This window comes from Rhodobacter sp. JA431 (assembly GCF_900217725.1).
Taxonomy (GTDB): Bacteria; Pseudomonadota; Alphaproteobacteria; order Rhodobacterales; family Rhodobacteraceae; genus Rhodobacter; species Rhodobacter aestuarii.
In genome coordinates, this window is the sequence record NZ_OBMP01000002.1 from 282,802 (window position 1) to 303,022 (window position 20,221).

At 61.9% G+C, this 20,221-nt stretch carries 18 protein-coding genes; 10 read left to right on the forward strand and 8 right to left on the reverse strand.

Going from position 1 to position 20,221, the window contains the following annotated elements:
* Positions 1-106: 106 nt before the first annotated feature.
* From lpdA to CRO18_RS05025, 5 genes are all read right to left on the reverse strand, one after another.
* Positions 107-1,501, reverse strand: a complete 1,395-nt coding sequence (gene lpdA, locus CRO18_RS05005) for a dihydrolipoyl dehydrogenase (protein WP_097081280.1) — start codon at positions 1,499-1,501, stop codon at positions 107-109.
* Between the two features lie 118 nt (positions 1,502-1,619).
* Positions 1,620-2,186 (reverse strand): DUF924 family protein, encoded by a 567-nt coding sequence (locus CRO18_RS05010; protein WP_097081281.1) that lies wholly within the window; start codon positions 2,184-2,186, stop codon positions 1,620-1,622.
* Between the two features lie 145 nt (positions 2,187-2,331).
* On the reverse strand, positions 2,332-3,693 hold the full coding sequence (locus tag CRO18_RS05015; protein WP_097081282.1) for an MFS transporter: 1,362 nt from the start codon (positions 3,691-3,693) through the stop codon (positions 2,332-2,334).
* A 61-nt stretch (positions 3,694-3,754) separates the two neighbouring features.
* On the reverse strand, positions 3,755-4,822 hold the full coding sequence (queA, locus tag CRO18_RS05020) for a tRNA preQ1(34) S-adenosylmethionine ribosyltransferase-isomerase QueA (RefSeq protein ID WP_097081283.1): 1,068 nt from the start codon (positions 4,820-4,822) through the stop codon (positions 3,755-3,757).
* Between the two features lie 5 nt (positions 4,823-4,827).
* Positions 4,828-8,157 (reverse strand): AsmA-like C-terminal region-containing protein, encoded by a 3,330-nt coding sequence (locus CRO18_RS05025; protein WP_097081284.1) that lies wholly within the window; start codon positions 8,155-8,157, stop codon positions 4,828-4,830.
* 90 nt (positions 8,158-8,247) lie between these two features.
* Here CRO18_RS05025 and CRO18_RS05030 point away from each other — a divergent pair, with 90 nt between their 5' ends.
* The 5 genes from CRO18_RS05030 (at position 8,248) to CRO18_RS05050 (ending at position 13,038) form a co-directional block, all read left to right on the forward strand.
* Positions 8,248-8,724 carry a peroxiredoxin gene (locus CRO18_RS05030; RefSeq protein WP_097081285.1) on the forward strand — a complete coding sequence of 159 codons (477 nt, stop codon included), beginning with the start codon at positions 8,248-8,250 and terminating at the stop codon, positions 8,722-8,724.
* A gap of 259 nt (positions 8,725-8,983) precedes the next feature.
* Positions 8,984-10,300 carry a M23 family metallopeptidase gene (locus CRO18_RS05035; RefSeq protein ID WP_083951854.1) on the forward strand — a complete coding sequence of 439 codons (1,317 nt, stop codon included), beginning with the start codon at positions 8,984-8,986 and terminating at the stop codon, positions 10,298-10,300.
* A complete protein-coding gene (locus tag CRO18_RS05040) occupies positions 10,290-10,817 on the forward strand; it encodes a polymer-forming cytoskeletal protein (protein ID WP_076483363.1) in 528 nt (175 codons plus the stop codon). Before CRO18_RS05035 ends, CRO18_RS05040 begins: the two co-directional genes overlap by 11 nt.
* A gap of 278 nt (positions 10,818-11,095) precedes the next feature.
* A complete protein-coding gene (locus CRO18_RS05045; RefSeq protein WP_076483362.1) occupies positions 11,096-12,454 on the forward strand; it encodes a sodium:alanine symporter family protein in 1,359 nt (452 codons plus the stop codon).
* Between the two features lie 185 nt (positions 12,455-12,639).
* Entirely contained in the window at positions 12,640-13,038 is a 399-nt protein-coding gene (locus tag CRO18_RS05050) for a hypothetical protein (protein ID WP_097081286.1), read from the forward strand.
* A gap of 107 nt (positions 13,039-13,145) precedes the next feature.
* On the opposite strand, the gene CRO18_RS05055 is transcribed toward CRO18_RS05050, so the two are convergent.
* The 3 genes from CRO18_RS05055 to CRO18_RS05065 form a co-directional block, all read right to left on the reverse strand.
* Positions 13,146-14,966 carry an ABC-F family ATP-binding cassette domain-containing protein gene (locus tag CRO18_RS05055; RefSeq protein WP_097081287.1) on the reverse strand — a complete coding sequence of 607 codons (1,821 nt, stop codon included), beginning with the start codon at positions 14,964-14,966 and terminating at the stop codon, positions 13,146-13,148.
* Between the two features lie 59 nt (positions 14,967-15,025).
* Positions 15,026-15,799, reverse strand: a complete 774-nt coding sequence (locus CRO18_RS05060) for a GNAT family N-acetyltransferase (RefSeq protein ID WP_076483359.1) — start codon at positions 15,797-15,799, stop codon at positions 15,026-15,028.
* A gap of 118 nt (positions 15,800-15,917) precedes the next feature.
* On the reverse strand, positions 15,918-16,394 hold the full coding sequence (locus tag CRO18_RS05065) for an outer membrane protein assembly factor BamE (protein WP_245826409.1): 477 nt from the start codon (positions 16,392-16,394) through the stop codon (positions 15,918-15,920).
* A 143-nt stretch (positions 16,395-16,537) separates the two neighbouring features.
* Here CRO18_RS05065 and CRO18_RS05070 point away from each other — a divergent pair, with 143 nt between their 5' ends.
* The 5 genes from CRO18_RS05070 to ihfA all read left to right on the forward strand — a co-directional run bounded on the left by CRO18_RS05070 (position 16,538) and on the right by ihfA (position 20,151).
* Positions 16,538-17,116 carry a DUF177 domain-containing protein gene (locus CRO18_RS05070; RefSeq protein ID WP_097081288.1) on the forward strand — a complete coding sequence of 193 codons (579 nt, stop codon included), beginning with the start codon at positions 16,538-16,540 and terminating at the stop codon, positions 17,114-17,116.
* Between the two features lie 187 nt (positions 17,117-17,303).
* Complete coding sequence (gene rpmF / locus CRO18_RS05075) at positions 17,304-17,510, forward strand: 50S ribosomal protein L32 (RefSeq protein WP_076483356.1); 207 nt, start codon at positions 17,304-17,306, stop codon at positions 17,508-17,510.
* A gap of 149 nt (positions 17,511-17,659) precedes the next feature.
* Positions 17,660-18,718, forward strand: coding sequence for a phosphate acyltransferase PlsX (gene plsX, locus CRO18_RS05080; protein ID WP_349290217.1), 1,059 nt, complete (start codon positions 17,660-17,662; stop codon positions 18,716-18,718).
* Entirely contained in the window at positions 18,715-19,689 is a 975-nt protein-coding gene (locus tag CRO18_RS05085; protein ID WP_097081289.1) for a beta-ketoacyl-ACP synthase III, read from the forward strand. The genes plsX and CRO18_RS05085 overlap by 4 nt, the downstream gene beginning before the upstream one ends.
* A 159-nt stretch (positions 19,690-19,848) precedes the next feature.
* The gene (gene ihfA / locus CRO18_RS05090; protein ID WP_076483354.1) at positions 19,849-20,151 is read left to right on the forward strand and encodes an integration host factor subunit alpha; all 303 of its coding nucleotides are present in this window, start codon (positions 19,849-19,851) and stop codon (positions 20,149-20,151) included.
* The last annotated feature ends 70 nt before the right edge of the window (positions 20,152-20,221 follow it).

Genomic DNA, 20,221 nt, shown 5'->3' on the forward strand with positions numbered 1-20,221 from the left:
ATATGCATCCCCCCGGCAGGCGCGCGCCCTCACGATGTTGGCCCACTTTCGTGCATCGCTTTGGTCGCGCCCGCTGGGGGGAATTCTTGGCCCGTGGCCGAGCGACTTACATGTGCAGCGCGCGGCCGTAGGCGTCGAGCACCGATTCATGCATCATTTCGCTCAGCGTCGGATGCGGGAAGACGGTGTTCATCAGATCTTCTTCGGTGGTCTCCAGAGTGCGGCCGATCACATAGCCTTGGATCATCTCGGTCACTTCCGCGCCCACCATATGCGCGCCCAAAAGCTCACCCGTTTTCGCGTCAAAGACGGTTTTCACCATCCCCTCCGCCTCGCCCAAAGCAATCGCCTTGCCATTACCGATGAAGGGGAAGCGGCCCACTTTGACCTCATAGCCCGCCTCTTTCGCCTTGGCTTCGGTCATGCCAACGCTCGCCACCTGCGGGTGGCAATAGGTGCAGCCCGCAATCGAGCCCGGCTTGATCGGATGGGCATGTTTGCCCGCGATCAGTTCGGCCACCATCACGCCTTCATGGCTGGCCTTATGCGCCAACCACGGCGCACCGGCGATATCGCCAATCGCGTAAAGGCCCTCCACGCCCGTGCGGCAGAATTCATCCACCACCACATGGGTGCGGTCGATCTTCACGCCAAGCGCCTCAAGCCCCAGCCCTTCGACATTGCCGACGATCCCGACAGCCGAGATCACCGTGTCAAATTCCGCCGTGGTCACGCCCTTGGCATCTTCCAGATGCGCGGTGACTTTGCCGTTGCCGCGATCAAGCTGTTTGACCGTGGTTTTTTCAAGGATCTTCATACCTTGCTTGACGAATTGCTTTTTCGCAAAGGCAGAGATTTCGGCATCTTCCACCGGAAGCACGCGGTCCATCACCTCCACCACCGTGGTATCGGCGCCAAGCGTGTTGAAGAAGCTGGCGAATTCAATGCCAATCGCGCCCGAGCCGATGACGAGCAGTTTCTTCGGCATCCGTTTGGCGACCAGCGCATGTTTGTAAGACCAAACCAGATCGCCATCGGCCTCCAGCCCCGGCAATTGCCGCGCGCGGGCCCCGGTGGCAAGGACGATGTTCTTCGCGGTGATTTCCTCGGTGCCCTTGTCGGTCTTGACCGAGACCACGCCTTTGCGCGGCACGCTCGCCTCGCCCATCAGCACGGTGATTTTGTTTTTCTTCATCAGATGGCCGATGCCGCCCGAAAGCTGCTTGGCAACCGCGCGACTCCGCACCACCACGGCAGCAAGGTCAAAGCCGATCTTGTCGGCGCTCAGCCCAAATTCTTTGGCGCGGTGCATCAGGTGGAACACTTCGGCGCTGCGCAACAGCGCTTTTGTCGGGATACAGCCCCAGTTCAGGCAGATGCCGCCAAGGTGTTCACGCTCCACCACGGCCACATTGAGCCCCAGCTGCGCGCCCCGGATCGCGGCCACGTAACCGCCCGGACCGGCGCCGATCACAATCATGTCGAAGCTTTTCGCGGCCATGCAACCCTCCATCTCAGATGGTTTGGCATTAAACTATTTTGCCGCCCGCTTCAAGAAGTCGCAGGTCAAAAAGCAAAACGCGCGCCCAAAGGCGCGCGCTTGTGATCAAAACCGGGTCTTAGCGCCCGCCAACCGAGGTTAGCATCCGCTCATAGCCCCCCGCCCAAAGGAAGGCGGCCTCCTCATCCGAGGAATAGCGGCCCACCAATTCGTTGCGCCACGGAAAGCGGCCAAAGCGGGCGATGATTGCGTGATGCGCCTTGGCGTGCTGCAGGTGTTCGTCGGGCATCCGTTCTTCGGCCAAAAGCACGCCCTTTTCCTGATCGGCGATTTTTTCCGAATGCATGAAGGGCACATAGAAGAACTGCCGCAGCGGGTCTTCGATCTGCATATCGAAGCCTTTCTCCACCGCCATCGTTGCCACTTTGAGCGCCTGGGCATCGGTCGCAAAGGCTTGGCGCGAACCGCGGAACATGTTGCGCGGCAGTTGATCGAACAAAATCACCAGCGCCAAAGCGCCCACGGGCGTTTCCGCCCAATCATCACATCCTCCAGCTTGCGCTTTTTGCCACAAAGCCGAGTAGCGCGACAAAATCTCTTCATCCAGTTCCGGCGTCGAGTTGTACCAGCGTTCCGCACCCACATCGTCGTGCCAGAACGCGATCAGATCCTTGATCGCTTCCATAGGTGGACCCCCATTTTGGGTTGAGCACAGCTTCAGCCTGCCCGAGTTAAGTCAAAGCGCAAGTCTTGCGGGGGATTCCCGGCGCGCTGTGACAAGAAAATTCAAATGCTGTGTAAACTTTGTGCAAAGGCAGAAAGTTCCGCGGCTATTTTTCCGAACCTTCCTGATCGTTTTCCGACCCCGGGTCTATGGGTGCCGTTGCGGCATCTTTGGGGGGGACGTGCTCATCCAAAGGCGCGGCCTCCCCCTCTGGGGTGGATTCGTTCGCCGACTCCTCGCTGTCGGTGCCCGCCTCCAAAACGGCCTCAACCGCGAAGGCCGTCGCACCGGGCGAAACGACCGCATAGGCCGAGGTGAATTCCCCCTGACGGTCGGGCGCACGCACAATCCGCCACAGCGCATAAAGCGCGATGCCCGCCATCAACAGCCCGACGTAAAGGAAAAACCCTTCCGGGCCGAGGCTTTCCATCAGCCAACCGGTGACGGGCGGGCCCGTGATCGCCCCGACCCCGTTCACAAACAAAAGCCCTGCCGAAGCCGCCGCCATATCTGACGCTTCAAGATAGTCGTTCGTGTAAGCCAGAAGCAGCGCGTAAAGCGGGTTCGCCACGCCGCCGATCACCGCGAAAAGGGCGAGCAGGGTCCAAAACCCCGGCGCCAGCAAAAAGGCCGCCAGCATTGCGAACGCCCCCACCACGGCGACTTGCAAGATCAACTGACGCCGATCCATGCGGTCCGAGGCCCAGCCAATCGGATATTGCGCCACGAGCCCGCCAAAATAGATCGCCGCGACAAACATCGAGATTTGCGTGACCGACAGCCCCACCTGCGTGCCCCAGACAGAGACCATCGAGAACAAAGCCGCAAAGGTGCCGCCCATCAAGAAAATGCCGACCACCCCCAAAGGCGAGATTTTGTAAAGGTCACGTAGGGTGAGCCGTCGCACCTCGGCAAAGGCCGGCGCGGGGCTGGCCGAAAGCAAAATCGGCGTAAAGGCCAGCGACACCAGCACCGAGGGAATGACGAAAAGCAGATAGCCCGCCGGGTCGGCGACGTTCATCAGACCTTGGCCGGAGATGATGCCGACCATCTGCACAATCATATAGGCCGAAAGCGCTTGGCCGCGCTGCTCGTTTGCGGTGGAGGCGTTAAGCCAGCTTTCGGCGGTGATATAAACGCCCGAAAAGCAAAAGCCGATCAGCACCCGCATCAAGGCCCAAGCGATCCAGTTCGGATAGGCCGCATAAAGGATCAGCAGCGCAGAGATCAGCGAACCGAGCGCCGCAAAGACCCGCACATGGCCCACGCGCCGGATCATCAGCGGGGTCAATTGCGAACCGAGCAAGAAACCCGCAAAATAGGCCGACATGACGATCGACATTTGATAGGTGCCGATTTGCTCAATCGCGCCCCGGATCCCCAGCAGCGTGCCCTGCATCCCGTTGCCCACCATCAGCAGCATGATGCCCAAGAGCAAAGGCCAAGTGGTGCGCAAAACGGTCAGCATTGGTCAAACCTATCCGGAAAAGAAGGGACTGCGCTCAGGATAGGGCGCGGGGCGACAAGCGTCACCCCCCGTTGCGGGCTTTTGGCAGCAGAAGGGACGCATCTCCATAAGAAAAGAACCGATAGCCCTTTGCAACCGCATGAGCGTAAATTTCACGAATACGTTCCTGCCCCATCAGCGCGGAAACCAGCATCAAAAGGGTGGATTTGGGCAGGTGGAAATTGGTCATCAGCGCATCGGCAATGCGGAAGCGATAGCCCGGATAGATGAAAATCTCGGTCGTGTCGCAAAAGGGCGCAATCTCGCCCTCGGCCACGGCGGCACTTTCAATCAACCGCAGCGCAGTCGTTCCCACCGGGATCACGCGCCCCCCGGCCGCTTTGGTCGCGTTGATCTCTGCCGCCGCTTGCGCGGAGACCTCGCCCCATTCGGCATGCATCTTGTGGGTGGTGACATCTTCCACCTTCACCGGCAAAAACGTCCCCGCGCCGACGTGAAGCGTCACCTCGGTGAACGTGACACCCTTTTGCCGAAGCGTTTCAAGCAGTTCCGGGGTGAAGTGCAGGCTTGCCGTGGGCGCGGCCACCGCCCCCGAATGGCGCGCGAAGACGGTTTGATAATCGCTTTTGTCGGCCTCGTCGGGCGCGCGCAAAGCGGCGATATAGGGCGGCAAGGGCATCGCCCCCGCCTCGGCCAGCGCGGCGTCAAAATCGGCCCTGGTGCAGTTGAAGGCGATCTGCATCTGCCCTTCGGCAATCGTCAAAACCTTGGCCGAAAGCCGATCCGAAAAGGTGATCTCTTCGCCCTCTTTCACCTTGCGCAAGGGTTTCGCAAGCGCGCTCCATGCCCCTCCCGGCGCGGGTTCGAGCAGTGTGACCTCGATCTTCGCGACAACGGTGCCCTGCCCCGTATCGCGCGCACGGCTCCCCGTCAGCCGCGCCGGGATCACCTTGGTGTTGTTGAGCACCAGCCGATCACCCGGCCCCAAAAGATCGGGCAAATCGGCCACCGTCAGATCGCGGATGCCCTCTCCCTCGGCCACCAAAAGCTTGGCAGCCGTGCGCGGCCGCGCGGGCCGGGTGGCGATCAACCCTTCGGGCAGATCGAAATCGAAGTCATCCAGTTTCATCGAAGTTATTCCGTCACAATGGGGGGCGGCGAGCGGCGGAAGATTTCGCGGAACATCCCCGGTGTCAGGATCGACAGCGGGTTGATCGAAATCTTGGGTGCCTCGGCGGTGCCCCCCAGCCGATAGGTAAAGCCAAACAGCCCCTCGCCCTTGCGCGCGAAGATCTGGCCGATGGCATTGACGATATAGAAGGGCGAGACAACCCCTTCCATGTTGAAAGCTTTGGTTTCGGGGTAGTAGACGCCCGTCATCGTCACCCCCATCGAGGCGCCAAGCGCCTCGCCCGCGCGCACGGTGACACCATTCGGCGCAATGCGGAAATCACCGGTCACTTCATTAAAGGTGATCCCGTCGCCGTTGAGTTGCTCCAACAGCCCAATCACCGAAGCGGCAGAAAGCATCGAGGCCAGCACCGGGGCATCGCGCACTTTCAGATCGGCAATCTTCAACGCGCCATCATAGCTTTTATCGCCAACCGGGCGCAGCGTCAGATCCATCGCCCCGCCGCGCGCTTTGGAAAAGATCCCCGCCGCATCCAGCACCGCACCACCGTCTTGTGCCGTAAGCCGGATCGCCGCGCGGCCCGCTTGCGGAATGACCGCGCCGCGCACCGCAGCCGCGCCATTCACCCGCGCGGTAAAATCGCCAGCAAAGCCGCCCCGCGTGGTGAAATTGCCCGCAAGGCCCGTAAGCGCGATCCCATCGGTCACCGTCACCCGGTCAAGTTGCGCGGTGATCTTCCCGCCGCCTTTGCCGCCCGAACCGCCCGAACCATTGGGCAGCGCGCGCAAATCCAACCGCCCCGATTTCACCACCACATCGGGCGCCCGACCCGCGCCACGCGCGACAAGGTCCGCCGCGCCCTCAAACCAGCGCCCGATCTTGAGACTGTCATAAATCGCGCGCTCAAACCCAGTGGCGGTCAGCACCACCTTCCCCGTCGTCGCGAGCCCAGGGGCGGACGCCACGAGCCGATCCACCGTCGCCACTTTGCCCAAACTGCCGGTCAGTTCTAACTGACCCTCGGTCGCGGCCGCTTTTGACCAGCCGATCTCGGGGATCGAGAGCCGCAGCCCCTTGAGGTCGGTCTTGAATCTGTAGCGCGGCGCTTCGTCTTTGGTGAAAGCAATGTCCAAATGCCCCCAGCCTTCGCCCTTCACCGCGCCCTCTGGTAGGCCGATCTTCAGATGGTCAAGCGCCTCCGGCGTCACCTCTACAAAGCCATCCACGCGCGACGTGCCGCGATGCTCTGGCCCGAAGCGCTGCGTCCAGCGGCCTTGGAACGGCACCACGTCAAAATGCCCCGCGCCCGAAACCGTCATCCCCGCCCGATCCGCCACCAGCTTAAAAAGCGGCGCGGTGATCTCATGGCCGGGAACCAAAGTGGTGGAGCGCACATCGGTGAGCCGCGCTATGACATCAAACTCAACATCTTCGGCCAAGATCTTCTTTTCCAAAAGGAAATGCAGATCAGTGCGCGCCTCGGCCCACCCCTCGGCAATATCGGTGTCGCGCCCAGCTTTGGAGAGGAAGCGGAACGGTTCCTCATCCAAAAGCGACAGCGCCGCCGGGATCGGCGAGCGGGTAACCAGCCGCACATCGGCCGCCGCAGGAATTTGGCGAATGTCCGGCACTGTCATCACCGAATCCGCCACTTCGATGCCGCCGCCTTGAGGCGCCTCTAGCCGCCCCTCTTCCACCATCAAGGTATGCTGGTTTTCGGTGATGCCCGCAAAGCCGCGCCCTTCGCGCACTGGCGGCAGGGTGTTGAGCACCTTCACCTCCGCACCGCGGAATTCATAGCCCAGTTCCAGCCGTGGCTCAGCTTGCGGCTGCAAGCGCACCGCCGCGCGCACATTGCGCAACTGCCCGGTGGTAACGTTCTTCTCAATCCAATCACGCGTCGGCGGCACCAGCGCCTTCGGCCAAATCGCCAAAAGATCATCCGAGGCGATCTCGCCCACTTCGGCATCAAAGGCGACGCTCCACCCCTCCGACCCCGCCGCGACCTTGCCACGGCCCGCAACCCGGCGCGCGCCCTCCACCAGCTGCACCTGCCCCACGTCAATGCGGAACGGATCAAGCTGCAAACGCAGATCAAGCGCGCCCTCGGAAATCAGCGCGGGCTTTTCAAACAGCCCCTCAGGGTCGGCGGCAATGTCATGCAGCGCCACCTGCGCAAGCGCCGCGCCCGGCAAGCCGTTCACCACATCCCGCAAAAGCACCTGCCCCGAGGCCCCAAGCCGCAAAGCCCGGCTTTGCAGATCAAGGCGGTCAATCTGCACCCGCTGCACCGCCGGATCATAGCGCAGCCGCAGGTCGGCACTATCAAAAGCGACGGGTTGCGCGCCCTCGACCGGGCGCAGCGCGCCCGCGCCAATGCGCAAGGTCGCGTCAAGCCGCTCCAACTCGCCCGTCTCGGTGATGCCCGATTGGATCGTGCCCGAAATCGGCGCATCCAACAGACCCAGCACCGCCAAAGCGGGCGATTGCACCGCAAGATCGGCGGCGGGCACCTCTGTCACCGCCGCGCCAAAAGCGGCGCGGGGTGAGAATTTCGAGGTCGAGGCCGTCAGCGCCACCTGTGCGGGCAAGCGGTCGCGTTCCCCCACATCAAAACCAAGCGTCAGCGAGATATCTTCATTGGTCTGGCGCAACCGAAACCGGCCTTGCGACACTTCCCAAACCCGGCCAAGCCGCGTGTCAACAAGCCGAATGTGCAAGTCTTCGGCGGTGATCTCATCGACGCTGGCCAAAAGTGGCGTCGCAAAAAAGGTCTCGATCGCCTCGGTCACTTTGGTCGGATCGGTCAGATCAAGCCCGGCCAGCGCGCCCTCTTCGCCCTCGGGCAGCGCCAGATCAATGCTGCCATCGGGGCGGCGATAAAGCGCGACGCGCGCCCCACCGATGCGCAGGCTTTCAGGCGCCAAACGGCCCGACAAAAGCGCGCCCAGATCAAACCGCACCGCTAGTTCGGGCAAAACCGCAATGGGCAGGCCAGAGGGTTGGTTGGCCCGCACAACGTCAAGCCGGACCTCGGGCACCAGCCCCTCGGCCACCACCACCGCCGCAGCCCCAATCCGCACCCCCAAGCGCCCGGCAAGCGCGGTGTTCACCTGCGTCTCAACCCGGCTCAACAGCAGTTGCGGCACCGGAACCGGCGTATGGGTCACAATCAGACCAGCAAGGCCGAGCAACAGCACCAAGATCGGCACCCCGAACACAAGCGACACCAAACGGCGCTTGCGCCGGCGCGCGGGGCGCATCGTCGCGCCCGCCTCGGGCTGCGCCGGAGGCTGTACCGTTTTCGCGGGGTCCGCGCCGCTCTCGTTCATCCGTTTGCCGTTTGCCTGCCTGTTGCGCCCCTTTGACGGCGCCGCGTTCTGCTCTAGCTTACTCCTGCCATCTGACAAGGAGGAACGCAAATGATCGCAATCGGCGAAAACGCGCCGGATTTCACCCTGCCGCTCACCGAAACCGGGGCAGAAACCGGCGAACTGACGCTTTCGGCGCTGCGCCCGCGCAAGGTTGTTTTGTATTTCTACCCCAAAGACGACACCCCCGGCTGTACCACAGAGGCGTTGGATTTCACGCGCCTTGGGGCGGATTTCGATGCCGCAGGCGCGCTTGTGGTGGGGATTTCGAAAGACAGCCCAAAGGCCCATGCGAAATTTTGCGCCAAGCATAGCCTTGGGGTGAAACTGGTTTCTGACGAGACCGGCGCGACCTGTGAGGCCTATGGCACTTGGGTCGAAAAGAAGATGTATGGCAAAACCTCGATGGGGATTCAGCGCGCCACTTTCTTGATCGATTCAGAAGGCGTGGTGGCGCAAGTCTGGCCGAAAGTCTCGGTCAAGGGCCATGCCGAGGCGGTGCTCGAGGCGGTGCGCGCGATGAGCTAAGCGCCTGTCGGCATCGGTCGTTTCAGCGAGCCCGGGCGCATTGCCCGGGCTTTTTGCTCTTGGCAAAACACCGCCAAAGCAGTTGGTTTTGAGCGATTTTCTGCCCGTTTTTCAGCACTCGCCCCATGGTTGTGGCAAAAGTGGTTGCACCGGGCTTGCCCCGCTTGCTAACCGGGCAAAGCCCGAATTGTTGAGATATTAACCATTCCGGGCCAAAATTCGGGCGTTCCTCTTGCGCCCCAAAGACAGGAAGACCGCCGTGCCCAGACGGATACTCGACCGCGCCAATATGGTGCTGGAAAGATGGCTGCCCGAGCAGCGCCTGTTTCTGAAATCCGAAGATGCGACCCGTTTCGTGCGGCTGCGTCCTCTGACTCAGGCGGTGACGCTGTTTGCGCTTGGCATGGTGTTCCTGTGGTCGGTGATCGCCTCGTCACTTCTGTTCATCGACGGGATTTCCTCGGGCGGGGCGCGCGATCAGGCCCGGATCGCCATGGCGCAGTTTGAAACCCGGCTCGATATTTTGGCGCGCGAGCGCGACCAGCGCGCGGCAGAGGCACTGGCCGCGCAAGATCGGTTCCAGATGGCGCTGGAGCAAGTTTCGCAGATGCAATCGCAACTGCTCGCCTCCGAAGAACGCCGCCGCGAATTGGAAACCGGCATCAACGTGATTCAATCGACCCTGCGCCGCACCATGTCCGAACGCGATGAGGCGCGCACACAGTTGGCCGCCGCCAAAGGCACTGGCGCGCAAAGCGCCGCCACGCTCAGCGCGAAAATCGGCGATATGGGCGGCACGGTCGATCTGCTCTCTGTCGCGCTGACCCGCACAGCAACCGAACGCGACCGCGCCGCGCGCGATGCCGAAAGCGCGCGCGAAGAAGCAGATCAGGCCGTGCTTGAACGCCGCCTGATCGAAGAGCGCAATGACGAAATTTTCGATACGCTCGAAGGGGCGGTGCAAATCTCGATGGAGCCGCTCGATCGCATGTTCAAAAAGGCGGGCATGGACCCCGATGACATCATCGCCCAAATCCGCCGCGGCTATTCGGGCACCGGCGGTCCTCTGATCCCGGCGGCGATCTCGACCAAGGGCATGATCGACCCCGATGAAGATACCGCCCGCGCCGAAGGCATTTTGCAGCGCCTCGATGAGATGAACCTGTACCGGATCGCCATCGACAAGCTGCCCTTCGCAATGCCGCTGCGCGGTGGCTACCGCTTCACCTCGCCCTTTGGCTATCGTTGGGGGCGGCTGCATGCGGGCATTGATTTGGCGGGCCCGGTGGGCATGGATGTGCACGCCCCCGCAGATGGCGTGGTGACCGAAGCCGGCTGGGAAAATGGCTATGGCAATGTGATCAAACTGCGCCACCAATTTGGCGTCTCCACCGTCTATGGGCACCTGTCCAAAATCCGCGTGAAGGTGGGGCAAAAAGTGTCGCGCGGCGAAGTGATCGGTGATACAGGCAATACCGGACGGTCCACCGGACCGCATCTGCACTATGAAATCCGGGTGGGTGGCGCCCCCATCAACCCGATGACCTTCATCAAGGCGGCTCAGGATGTTTTCTAAAAGCAAGATCCACGAACCCGGCCCGAAAGCGGCCACCGATCCCGAGAAGAAGTCCGAGGCGACCATGCCGCCCTCGCGCCCGCTCGGGGATTTCGTGCCCTCCTCCACGCCGCGCGCTAAGCCTGCGGCCTCGGTGCTGTCGGCAGACCTCACGGTCACGGGCAATATCAAAACCACCGGCGATGTGCAGGTGGAAGGCGTCGTCGAAGGCGACATCCGCGCGCATCTGCTGACCGTGGGCGAAAGCGCCACGATCAAAGGCGAAATCGTCGCCGATGATGTGGTGGTGCATGGCCGCGTTGTGGGCCGCGTGCGCGGCCTCAAAGTGCGCCTGACCTCGACCGCGCGGGTCGAAGGCGACATCATCCACAAAACCATCGCGATCGAATCCGGCGCTCATTTCGAGGGCTCGGTGCAGCGTCAAGACGACCCGCTGCAAGGCGCCAATGCGCCGAAGCTGATGGCTCCCGACGCGCCCGAATTCGCCCCCGCGCCGAAAGCGCCGACGGGCGCCTAAGCGCCCCCAAACACCCAACACAAAGGGCGGCCTTCGGGCCGCCTTTTTGCATTTCGCCCGGCGCGTTGCGCGGCCAAGACCTTCTCACCGGATCAAACGCTTAGCGGCTATGCATTCTGGGAGGATGTGGCGAATCGTGGGGTTGAACTTCGCGAAGAAGGGCATGTACGGGAGGGCCATGAACAACAGCATAAATCCCTGCTACGCGAGATGCGTCGCATATCCGCCCATGTTCTTTGTGGAAACGGCGCTGCGAGGGAGAAAGAGGAGACAACCGTTTGGAACTGATACTTAATTTCTTCAACTGGCTGAACGGTATTGTCTGGGGCGTTCCAATGATTGTCTTGATCATTGGCACCGGCTTTTTCCTTCAGCTGCGTCTTGGCTTCATGCCGATCTTCAAGCTTGTTTACGGCTTCAAGATGATCTGGAAGAGCCGCACCCCCGGCGCGGACTCGGAAGGGGAAATCACCCCCTATGCCGCGCTGATGACGGCGCTTTCGGGCACCATCGGCACCGGCAATATCGCGGGTGTGGCCACGGCCATTGCCGTGGGCGGCCCCGGTGCGCTGTTTTGGATGTGGGTCACCGCCTTTGTCGGCATGGCCACGAAATATGCCGAGGTGGTTGTCGCGGTGAAATATCGCGAGGTGGACGACAAAGGCGAACATATCGGTGGCCCGATGTTCGCGATCAAAAACGGGCTTGGCAAACATTGGCATTGGCTCGGCACCGCCTTTGCGCTTTTTGGCGGGCTTGCGGGCTTTGGCATCGGCAATATGGTGCAAGCCAATGGCATCGCCGCCGCGATCCAAAACTCTTTCGGCGTGCAAACTTGGATCACCGGGATCGTTCTGACCGGCGTCACGGGGCTCGTCGTTTTGGGTGGGATCCGGCGCATCGGCGCGGTGGCGCAAAAGGTCGTGCCCTTCATGGCGGTGGTCTATCTGATCTCTGTCATCTTCGTTTTGATCGCTTTTGCTGGCAACATTCCGGCGGCCTTTGCCACCATCGTGACGGATGCCTTTACCGGCACGGCAGCCGCTGGCGGGTTCTTGGGCTCAAGCATCATCATGGCGATGCAAAAGGGCGTGGCGCGCGGCATCTTTTCGAACGAAGCGGGCCTTGGCACCGCAGGTATCGCGCAGGCGTCTGGCTCCACCTCCAACCCCGTATTTTCGGGCGTGGTTGGCATGATGGGAACATTCATCGACACGATCATCATATGCACGCTGACGGGCCTTGCGATCATGGTCACCGGCGTCTGGACCAACGGCGAAACCGGCGCGCTGCTTTCTGCCTCGGCCTTTGAGGCGGCGATCCCGGGCTTTGGCAACTATCTGCTGACGCTCTGCCTTGCGCCCTTCGCCTTCACCACCATTCTGGGCTGGGCCTATTACGCCGAGAAATGCTGGGAATACCTGCTTGGCACGGTGAGCGAAAAACCGTTCCGGCTGCTGTGGACCATCGCGGTCTTCTTTGGCGCGACGCTGAGCCTCGATTTTGCGTGGCTGGTGGCCGATACGCTCAACGCGCTGATGGCGATCCCGAACCTGATCTCGCTGCTGCTGCTCTCGCCGATCATCGTTTCGCTGACGCGCGAGTATTTCGCCCCGGGCGGCGAGGGCGGGAACTGAGCTTGTCGCTTAGAAACACAATCTGCGAGGGGCGGCTTTCGGGCCGCCCTTTTGCTTTGAGTTGTGCCGTATCCAGACCCCGCAACCAGCCCGTGCGCCGCGCAACGTGGTATAGAAAACCTTAATTGACAGGCTTCTGAGAATGCCACAGGCTCAAACGATACGGTGACAGACGAGGAATTATCATGAAGAAAATCATCTTGACGGCCGCCTGCCTTGGGGCGCTTGCGCTCCCCGCTGCTGCGGATCCGACGATTGGTGTTGGTATGACAATTGCTTTTGGCGGCTCCGGCGGCCCGCAAACCGGCATTGGCGCGCGCATTTTCTCGGATGACGAAGAAGGCGATACCGTCGGCACCATCGGCCTTGATTACATGTTCCAGTCGGGCAGCTGGCGCCCGAGCATCGGGGCCGCCTATATCGACAATGACCTCTATATCGGCGCCGATATCGGCTTTGGCCTTGGCAATGGCGGCGGCATCAACTTCGGGGTCAGCGGTGGCTACGTGAACACCAAAGCCCCGCCGGCGACGGCGATTGGGCAAACCGAAGAAGAGATGTATTATCGCACCAACCTCGAATAAATCCAATCGGGAGGGTGTTCGGCACGCCCTGAACGTTGAGAGCAAACATAAAAGCCGCGCTCTGGTGAGTGCGGCTTTTATCTTTCATCGCTGCGGCTTTGAACGGCTCAACTGCCCGCCTTTTCCTCCAGCGTCAGCCATTCTTCCTCGGCGGCGCTAAGTGCGGCTTCGCGTTCGACCAGCATCTCTGAGGCTTTGGCGAATTTCACCGGCTCGCGGGTGAACAGATTCGCGTCAGAGAGCAGCTCGTGCAGCTTGGCAATCTCGCGCTCAAGTTTCTCCATCACGCCGGGCAGTTCTTCCAGACGGTGCTTTTCGGTGAAGGTCAGGCCCGCTTTCTTGGGCGTGTCCTTCGGCGCCTCTTTCACTGCCTCCGCCTTTTTCGGCGCGGGTTTCGCGGCTTCGGCTGCGGGGGCGGTGAGCGCCTTTTGCGCCTGATAATCGGACCAGCCGCCCGCATAAACCGTGGCGCGGCCATCGCCTTCCATCGCGATGGTGGTGGAGGCCACCCGGTCGATAAAATCGCGGTCGTGGCTCACCAAAAGCACGGTGCCGTCATATTCGCCCAAGATGTCTTGCAAAAGGTCGAGCGTTTCCACATCGAGATCGTTCGTTGGCTCGTCGAGCACCAAAAGGTTCGACGGTTTCGCCATGATCCGGGCGAGCAAGAGCCGCGCGCGTTCGCCACCAGACAGCGAGCCAATCGGCGCGCGCGCCTGCGCCTCGTCAAAGAGAAAGTCCTTGAGATAGCCCACCACATGTTTGGGCGTGCCGCGCACCATCACTTGGTCAGAGCGGCCCGAGACGCGCATCTCCGGGTCGTTCACCAGCCCGTCCCACAGCGTCATCTCAAAATCGAGCGCCGAGCGGGTCTGATCAAAGACCGCCATTTCCAGATTGGTGCCGTGTTTCACCGTGCCCGCATCAGGGTCCAACTCGCCCGTCAGCATTTTCAAAAGCGTGGTTTTGCCGACGCCATTCGGCCCCACAAAAGCCACCCGGTCACCGCGCAAAACCCGCAGATCGAAGTTTTTCACAATCGGCTTCTCGGCAAAGCTTTTGGCAAGGCCCAACGCCTCGATCACCCGCTTGCCGGATTGCTGGCCGCTTTCGAGTTCCATCGCGGCGGTGCCTTGGCGGCGGATTTGGCTCGCCCGTTCCGCACGGAGCGCTTGCAGCGCGCGCACCCGGCCCATGTTGCGCTTGCGCCGCGCCGAAATCCCCTCAACCGCCCAACGCGCCTCGGCCTTGATCTTGCGGTCTAACTTGTGGCGGGCGTCATCTTCCGCAGACCAAGTTTCCTCGCGCCAATCCTCAAAATGCTCAAAGCCCTTTTCCATCCGGCGCACCTCGCCCCGGTCGATCCACAAAACGGCACGGGTCAGATGGCGCAAAAAGGCGCGGTCATGCGAAATCAGCACATAGGCGGTGCGGGTGTCGCGCAGATAGTCCTCCAGCCAGCCAATCGCCTGAATATCAAGGTGGTTGGTGGGCTCGTCGAGCAGCATCAATTCCGGGCCTTCAGCGAGCAATTTCGCCAAAGCCGCGCGCCGCCGCTCACCGCCAGAGGCCGTGGAAACCGGCGCATCGGGGCGGAACTTCAACCCCTCGGCCACCATCTCGACCTTGTAACGCTCGCCCTCGGGCAGTCCAGAGGCCGCAAAATCGCCCAAGGTCTCAAAGGCGCTCAGATCCGGCTCTTGTTCCATATAGCCCACGCGCGTGCCCGTAGGCACCACGCGCGCACCGTGATCGGCCTCGATCAGCCCCGCCATCACCTTCATGAGGGTGGATTTGCCCGAGCCATTGCGGCCCACAAGGGCGACCCGGTCCCCCTCCTGCACAGTGAGGTCAAGCCCGTCAAAGACAGGGTTGCCGCCAAAGGTGAGCGAGATCGACGAAAGCTGTAAAAGAGGTGCGCGTGCCATGTGCTTCCGCTAGCCGGGCCGCGCGCAAAGGTCAACGGGGATGGGGCGCTTGTGTCGTATCAGCCCGCCACCAGCCGCAACGCGCGGGCGCGTGCGGGCGGGATCGCGCCGATCTCAAGCCCGGTGAACACATGCAGCGTGCCCAGATCTTCATCCACCACCGCATGATCGCTGACCCAACCGCCCATGCCCAGATAGCTGCGCAACAGCGGCGGCATTTTCAGCATGGCCAGTTTCGGGTCGCCCTTGCGGCCCAAAAGCTGGCGCGCATAGCGGATCACCTTGGGGGCCTTCACCTGCACGCGCCAACGCCGCGGCGCAAGGTGACGCTCGGCCAACAGCGCGAATGTATCGGTGTAGCTGTCAAAATCGGTGCTCAGAAACGACGAGCAGCCAAACAGCATTTCGATCCCTTCGGCATCGACAAAGCGCGTCACCGCCCCCCAAGCGAGGCGCAAAATATCCGGGTCGCGGCACGCAGGATCAATGCAGAAACGGCCCATCTCGACCATTTTGCCGGGGTATTCCGACAAAGGCGTCAGGTCATAAAACTGTGCCGAATAGCTGCGCTCAAGCTCTGCGCCGTTTTCCAAGGGCATCAACCGGAAGCAACAAACCAATTGGCCCGAGCCGGTTTCCTCCACCAGCACATGGCGGCAATCGGCATCAAAGGCATCGACATCAAGCGCCGCCTGCGCCGCCCCGTCGCGACCCCGATTGGCGATGAACGCCCGCCAGCGCAAAGCCTGCGCGGCCTGAACATCTTCGGGGGTCACAGCGAAACGGGCCGCATATCGGCCCCGGGCAAGAGAGAATTTCGACAGCGAGAACATGGGTGCTCCGGCAGGGAATCCTGGGCCCGATCTGGCCACAGCGTCGATACTCTACGGCACTTCCTTAACAGCGAAAAGACAGCGCGCTGCGACGCGGCAGCGCGCTTGTCAGATCAGATCAGTCGCCGACGATCTGGCCCGCAGACACGCGGCCCAGCGATCCGAGCAGTTCCCGCACAACGCTGATGCCTTTGATGCTGGATTTGGTCACGCGCCGCGACAGCACGACAACCTCGCCATCTTCCAGACCGAAGCGCTCGATATTGGAGACAACGCCCTTGTCGTCAAAGCTGACCGCGACAACCTCGCGTTCCACTTCCTGCGGCGCGCGCGCGCCGTAATGCTTCCAGCGCGAACCGACATAGAACCACCCTGCGCCTTGCAGCAGCCCTTTGGAGGCCGGGCGGCCAATCACATAGGCCACGTCTTGCTGGTTGCTTTTGCCGACCTCGATCTGGGCAAGGTCTTCTTCATTCGGCACATAGCCGTGATTGCGGTAAATCGCCGTGCAGCTTGCGGCCGCCAGCATGCCCACCAGAGCAATAGACAGGGCTATCTTCTTCGCCATACGCTGCGGTGCAACCGTGCTGCTCACCCTATCCCCCTTGCCTCATCTTCTCGGGCCTTTTATCCCGCTTACAACAGGACAGCCCGACCCTCAAGCGCCGTAACACCTTATGGCGCAAACGAGGCCCCAAATGGCCGACTGCCCCAGACCGCGAACGATCGGAGCTTGCGATGACCCATTCCCCGCCCCAGCCGCTTGATGAGCTGCCCTTCACGCATCCTTTGCGCGTGGCCGATCTGGCCGGACGCAAACCGACCCGGTTCAACGTCACCGCCGAAGGCGAGACACTCGCCGCCATTGCCACATGGGCAGATATCACCGCCGTCGAGGGGTTGCAGCTGAAGGGCACGCTCACCCCCCAAGGCCGCAACGATTGGCTGCTGGAGGCACGGCTCACGGCCAAGGTGGTGCAGCCTTGCGTGGTAACGCTGGCACCGGTGGTGACCGACATCAGCGAAGACCTGCGCCGCCATTACGTGGCGAATATGGAAGAGCCGACGGGCGAAGAAGTCGAAATGCCCGAAGACACCGATTCTGAGCCCCTGCCCGACCGCATCGACCTTGGCGCTGTCGCGCTCGAAGCGTTGGAACTGGCGTTGCCGCTTTACCCCCATGCCGAGGGCGCCGAAGGCACCGAGATGCAAGCCGCGCCGCCGGGTGCGGCCCCGATCCGCGACGAAGACACCCGCCCCTTTGCCAATCTCCGCGCGCTGATGGGCGGAAAATCGGACGAAAACACGCCAGAATAAGAGGCGATTTGTCACCCTTGTCAGGCGCTCAAAAAAAGCCTGTAAAAAGGGCTTGCAACGCGCCGGAAACGCAGTATGTTCCCGGCCTCATTCGAGTTGAGGGTTCGCCCCCGGTCCGCCACAAGCAACCGTGACGAAACCCAAGGAAAATCAGGGCCATGCGCCCCGCAAAACCGAGGTTAGACACATGGCTGTCCCGCAGAACCGAGTCACGCGCTCCCGTCGTAACATGCGCCGCGCGCACGATGCCCTTACCGCCGCCAACCCGGCCGCTTGCCCGAACTGTGGCGAGCTGAAACGCCCGCACCACGTCTGTGGCGCCTGCGGCCACTACGATGACCGCGAAGTGGTGGCACAAGCCGCCGAGGTCGATCTGGACGACGACGCGGCGTAAGCCGCTTCCGCGCCATGGCCAATATGCCCGAACAGGAGCAAACCGCGGCCAACGCGCGGGATGACAGAGCGTCTAGCACCCAGCAAAAAGGCCGCGCCGCCGCGGCCACAGCGCCGGATTTTTCCGGCGCTTTTTCTTCTGGCGGCATCGTGATCTCCGTCGATGCGATGGGCGGAGATCGCGGACCTGCTGCGGTGCTTGACGGTGTCGCCCTTGCGGCCCGCGGTAACCCGAGCCTTCATTTCCTTGTGCATGGCCGCGAGGCCGAGCTTGTGCCTTTGGTGAAAGCGCGCAAGCTCAAGGATCGCGTGACGATCCGCCATGCCGACGATGTGGTCACAATGCACGACAAGCCCTCGGCGGTGATGCGCTCGGGCAAAGGCACGTCGATGTGGTCCACCATCGAGGCGGTCCGCAACAAGGAAGCCCAAGTCGCCGTATCCTGCGGCAATACCGGCGCGCTGATGGCGGTGTCGATGTTGCGGCTGCGCAAGATGCCCGGCGTCGACCGGCCTGCCATCGCCTCTTTCTGGCCGTCCAAGAACCCGTCGGGCTACAATGTCATGCTCGATATGGGGGCGGATGTCCGCGCCGATGCGGTCGACCTTCTGACCTATGCGCTGATGGGGGCCTCCTATGCCCGCAATGCGCTGGGGCTCACGCGTCCGCGTGTGGGGCTTCTGAACGTCGGCACCGAGGAACACAAAGGCAATGCCGAGCTGAAAGCCGCGCATGAGCTGATCACCGATGCCGCGCAAAATGGCGATTTCACTTTTGTGGGCTTTGTCGAAGGCAATGACCTGCCCGGCACCCGCGTCGATGTGATTGTGACCGATGGGTTCACCGGCAACATCGCGCTGAAGACCGGCGAAGGCACCGCGAAATTTGCTGGCGAATTGATGCGCGAGGCTTTCACCTCGGGCATCATGGCGAAACTGGGCGCCTTCCTTGCGATGCGCGCGCTCAAAAAACTCAAGGCCAAGATCGATCCGCGCCGGGCCAATGGCGGGGTGTTCCTTGGTCTCAACGGCACGGTGGTCAAATCGCACGGCGGGGCCGATGGCACCGGCGTGGCGGCGGCCATCGACTTGGCTGCCCGTCTTGGTGGCCTTGGCTTCGTGGATCGGCTGGCGGCGCGGGTTGCCCTTGCGTCAGCGGCGGGGCAGGATAGCGCCAAGCATGAGGCAGGGGACGAGACAAAGAAATGACGATAAGAGCCGTGGTCCGGGGTGTTGGCCACTATTTGCCCGAACGCATTGTTGAAAACGCCGAGTTTGAAGCCACCCTTGAGACCACGGATGCTTGGATTCGCACCCGCACGGGGATCGAGCGGCGCCATTTCGCCGCTGAGGGGGAAACCACCTCGCAACTGGCGATCCATGCCGCCCGTGCCGCGCTGATTGATGCGGAAATGAAACCCGAGGATGTGGATGCGATCATCGTCGCCACCTCGACCCCAGATTTCACCTTCCCCTCTGTCGCGACGATGGTGCAGGCGGGCATCGGCTGCACCAATGCCTTTGCCTATGATGTGCAAGCGGTTTGTGCCGGCTTTGTCTTTGCGCTGGCCAATGCCAATGGGCTGATCGTGTCGGGCCAAGCGCAGCGTGTGCTGGTGATTGGCGCCGAGACGTTTTCGCGGATCATGGATTGGGAAGATCGCGGCACATGTGTGCTTTTTGGCGATGGCGCGGGCGCGCTGATCTTGGAAGCCGCACAAGGCACGGGCACGGTGCATGATCGGGGGATTCTCGCGACCGATCTGCATTCCGATGGCCGTCACCGCGAGCTGCTTTACGTCGACGGTGGTGTTTCCACCAATGGCAAAGCCGGGCATCTGCGGATGCAGGGCAATGCAGTCTTCAAACATGCCGTGCAGAAGCTTTCCGACACCGCCCATAAAGCGCTCGCCAAGCTCGATATGACCGGCGATGACGTGGATTGGATCGTGCCGCATCAGGCGAACCTGCGCATCATCTCGGCCACCGCCGAACGCATGGGCGTGCCGATGGAGCGTGTGGTGGTCACGGTGCAAGATCACGGCAACACCTCGGCGGCCTCGATCCCGCTTGCGCTTTCTGTTGGGCGCGACCGTGGACAGGTCAAAACCGGCGATCTGATCGTGACCGAAGCGATCGGCGGCGGGCTAGCCTGGGGCGCAGTGGCGCTGCGCTGGTAACCATTTGCGCGATCTGGGCGGGTGGGAATCACCCGCCAACAGGTGCAAAAGGTTAGGAACACAGAAAAACACCGTCTTAACAGCGTCCCGCAAGTCATTGATATTGACTCGCGATTAGGTTGCGCCCATCGTGATCAAAATCACTCCGGGGGGATTGAGATGTCGGAAAAGACTCTTACGCGCATGGATCTGAGTGAAGCTGTGTTCCGTGAAGTGGGGCTCAGCCGCAACGAATCCGCACAGCTTGTGGAAAGCGTGCTGCAACATATGTCCGACGCGCTGGTGCGCGGCGAGACGGTGAAAATCTCGTCTTTCGGCACCTTCTCGGTGCGCGATAAGGCGTCGCGCATGGGGCGCAACCCGAAAACCGGCGAAGAGGTTCCGATCTCGCCCCGCCGCGTGCTTTCGTTCCGTCCCTCGCATCTGATGAAAGACCGCGTGGCCGACGGCAACGCGAGGTAAACGAGCACGAGCCCGGTCGGGGCATAACAAAAACCCGCCCCGACAAGGACCCCAGAAAGGGATGAACGCG

Bases quoted from the DNA above. Each gene is read 5' to 3' on its own strand.
- lpdA (WP_097081280.1), bottom strand. From the start codon at position 1,501: ATGGCCGCGAAAAGCTTCGACATGATTGTGATCGGCGCCGGTCCGGGC.
- CRO18_RS05010 (WP_097081281.1), bottom strand. From the start codon at position 2,186: ATGGAAGCGATCAAGGATCTGATCGCGTTCTGGCACGACGATGTGGGT.
- CRO18_RS05015 (WP_097081282.1), bottom strand. From the start codon at position 3,693: ATGCTGACCGTTTTGCGCACCACTTGGCCTTTGCTCTTGGGCATCATG.
- queA (WP_097081283.1), bottom strand. From the start codon at position 4,822: ATGAAACTGGATGACTTCGATTTCGATCTGCCCGAAGGGTTGATCGCC.
- CRO18_RS05025 (WP_097081284.1), bottom strand. From the start codon at position 8,157: ATGAACGAGAGCGGCGCGGACCCCGCGAAAACGGTACAGCCTCCGGCG.
- CRO18_RS05030 (WP_097081285.1), top strand. From the start codon at position 8,248: ATGATCGCAATCGGCGAAAACGCGCCGGATTTCACCCTGCCGCTCACC.
- CRO18_RS05040 (WP_076483363.1), top strand. From the start codon at position 10,290: ATGTTTTCTAAAAGCAAGATCCACGAACCCGGCCCGAAAGCGGCCACC.
- CRO18_RS05050 (WP_097081286.1), top strand. From the start codon at position 12,640: ATGAAGAAAATCATCTTGACGGCCGCCTGCCTTGGGGCGCTTGCGCTC.
- CRO18_RS05055 (WP_097081287.1), bottom strand. From the start codon at position 14,966: ATGGCACGCGCACCTCTTTTACAGCTTTCGTCGATCTCGCTCACCTTT.
- CRO18_RS05060 (WP_076483359.1), bottom strand. From the start codon at position 15,799: ATGTTCTCGCTGTCGAAATTCTCTCTTGCCCGGGGCCGATATGCGGCC.
- CRO18_RS05070 (WP_097081288.1), top strand. From the start codon at position 16,538: ATGACCCATTCCCCGCCCCAGCCGCTTGATGAGCTGCCCTTCACGCAT.
- rpmF (WP_076483356.1), top strand. From the start codon at position 17,304: ATGGCTGTCCCGCAGAACCGAGTCACGCGCTCCCGTCGTAACATGCGC.
- CRO18_RS05085 (WP_097081289.1), top strand. From the start codon at position 18,715: ATGACGATAAGAGCCGTGGTCCGGGGTGTTGGCCACTATTTGCCCGAA.
- ihfA (WP_076483354.1), top strand. From the start codon at position 19,849: ATGTCGGAAAAGACTCTTACGCGCATGGATCTGAGTGAAGCTGTGTTC.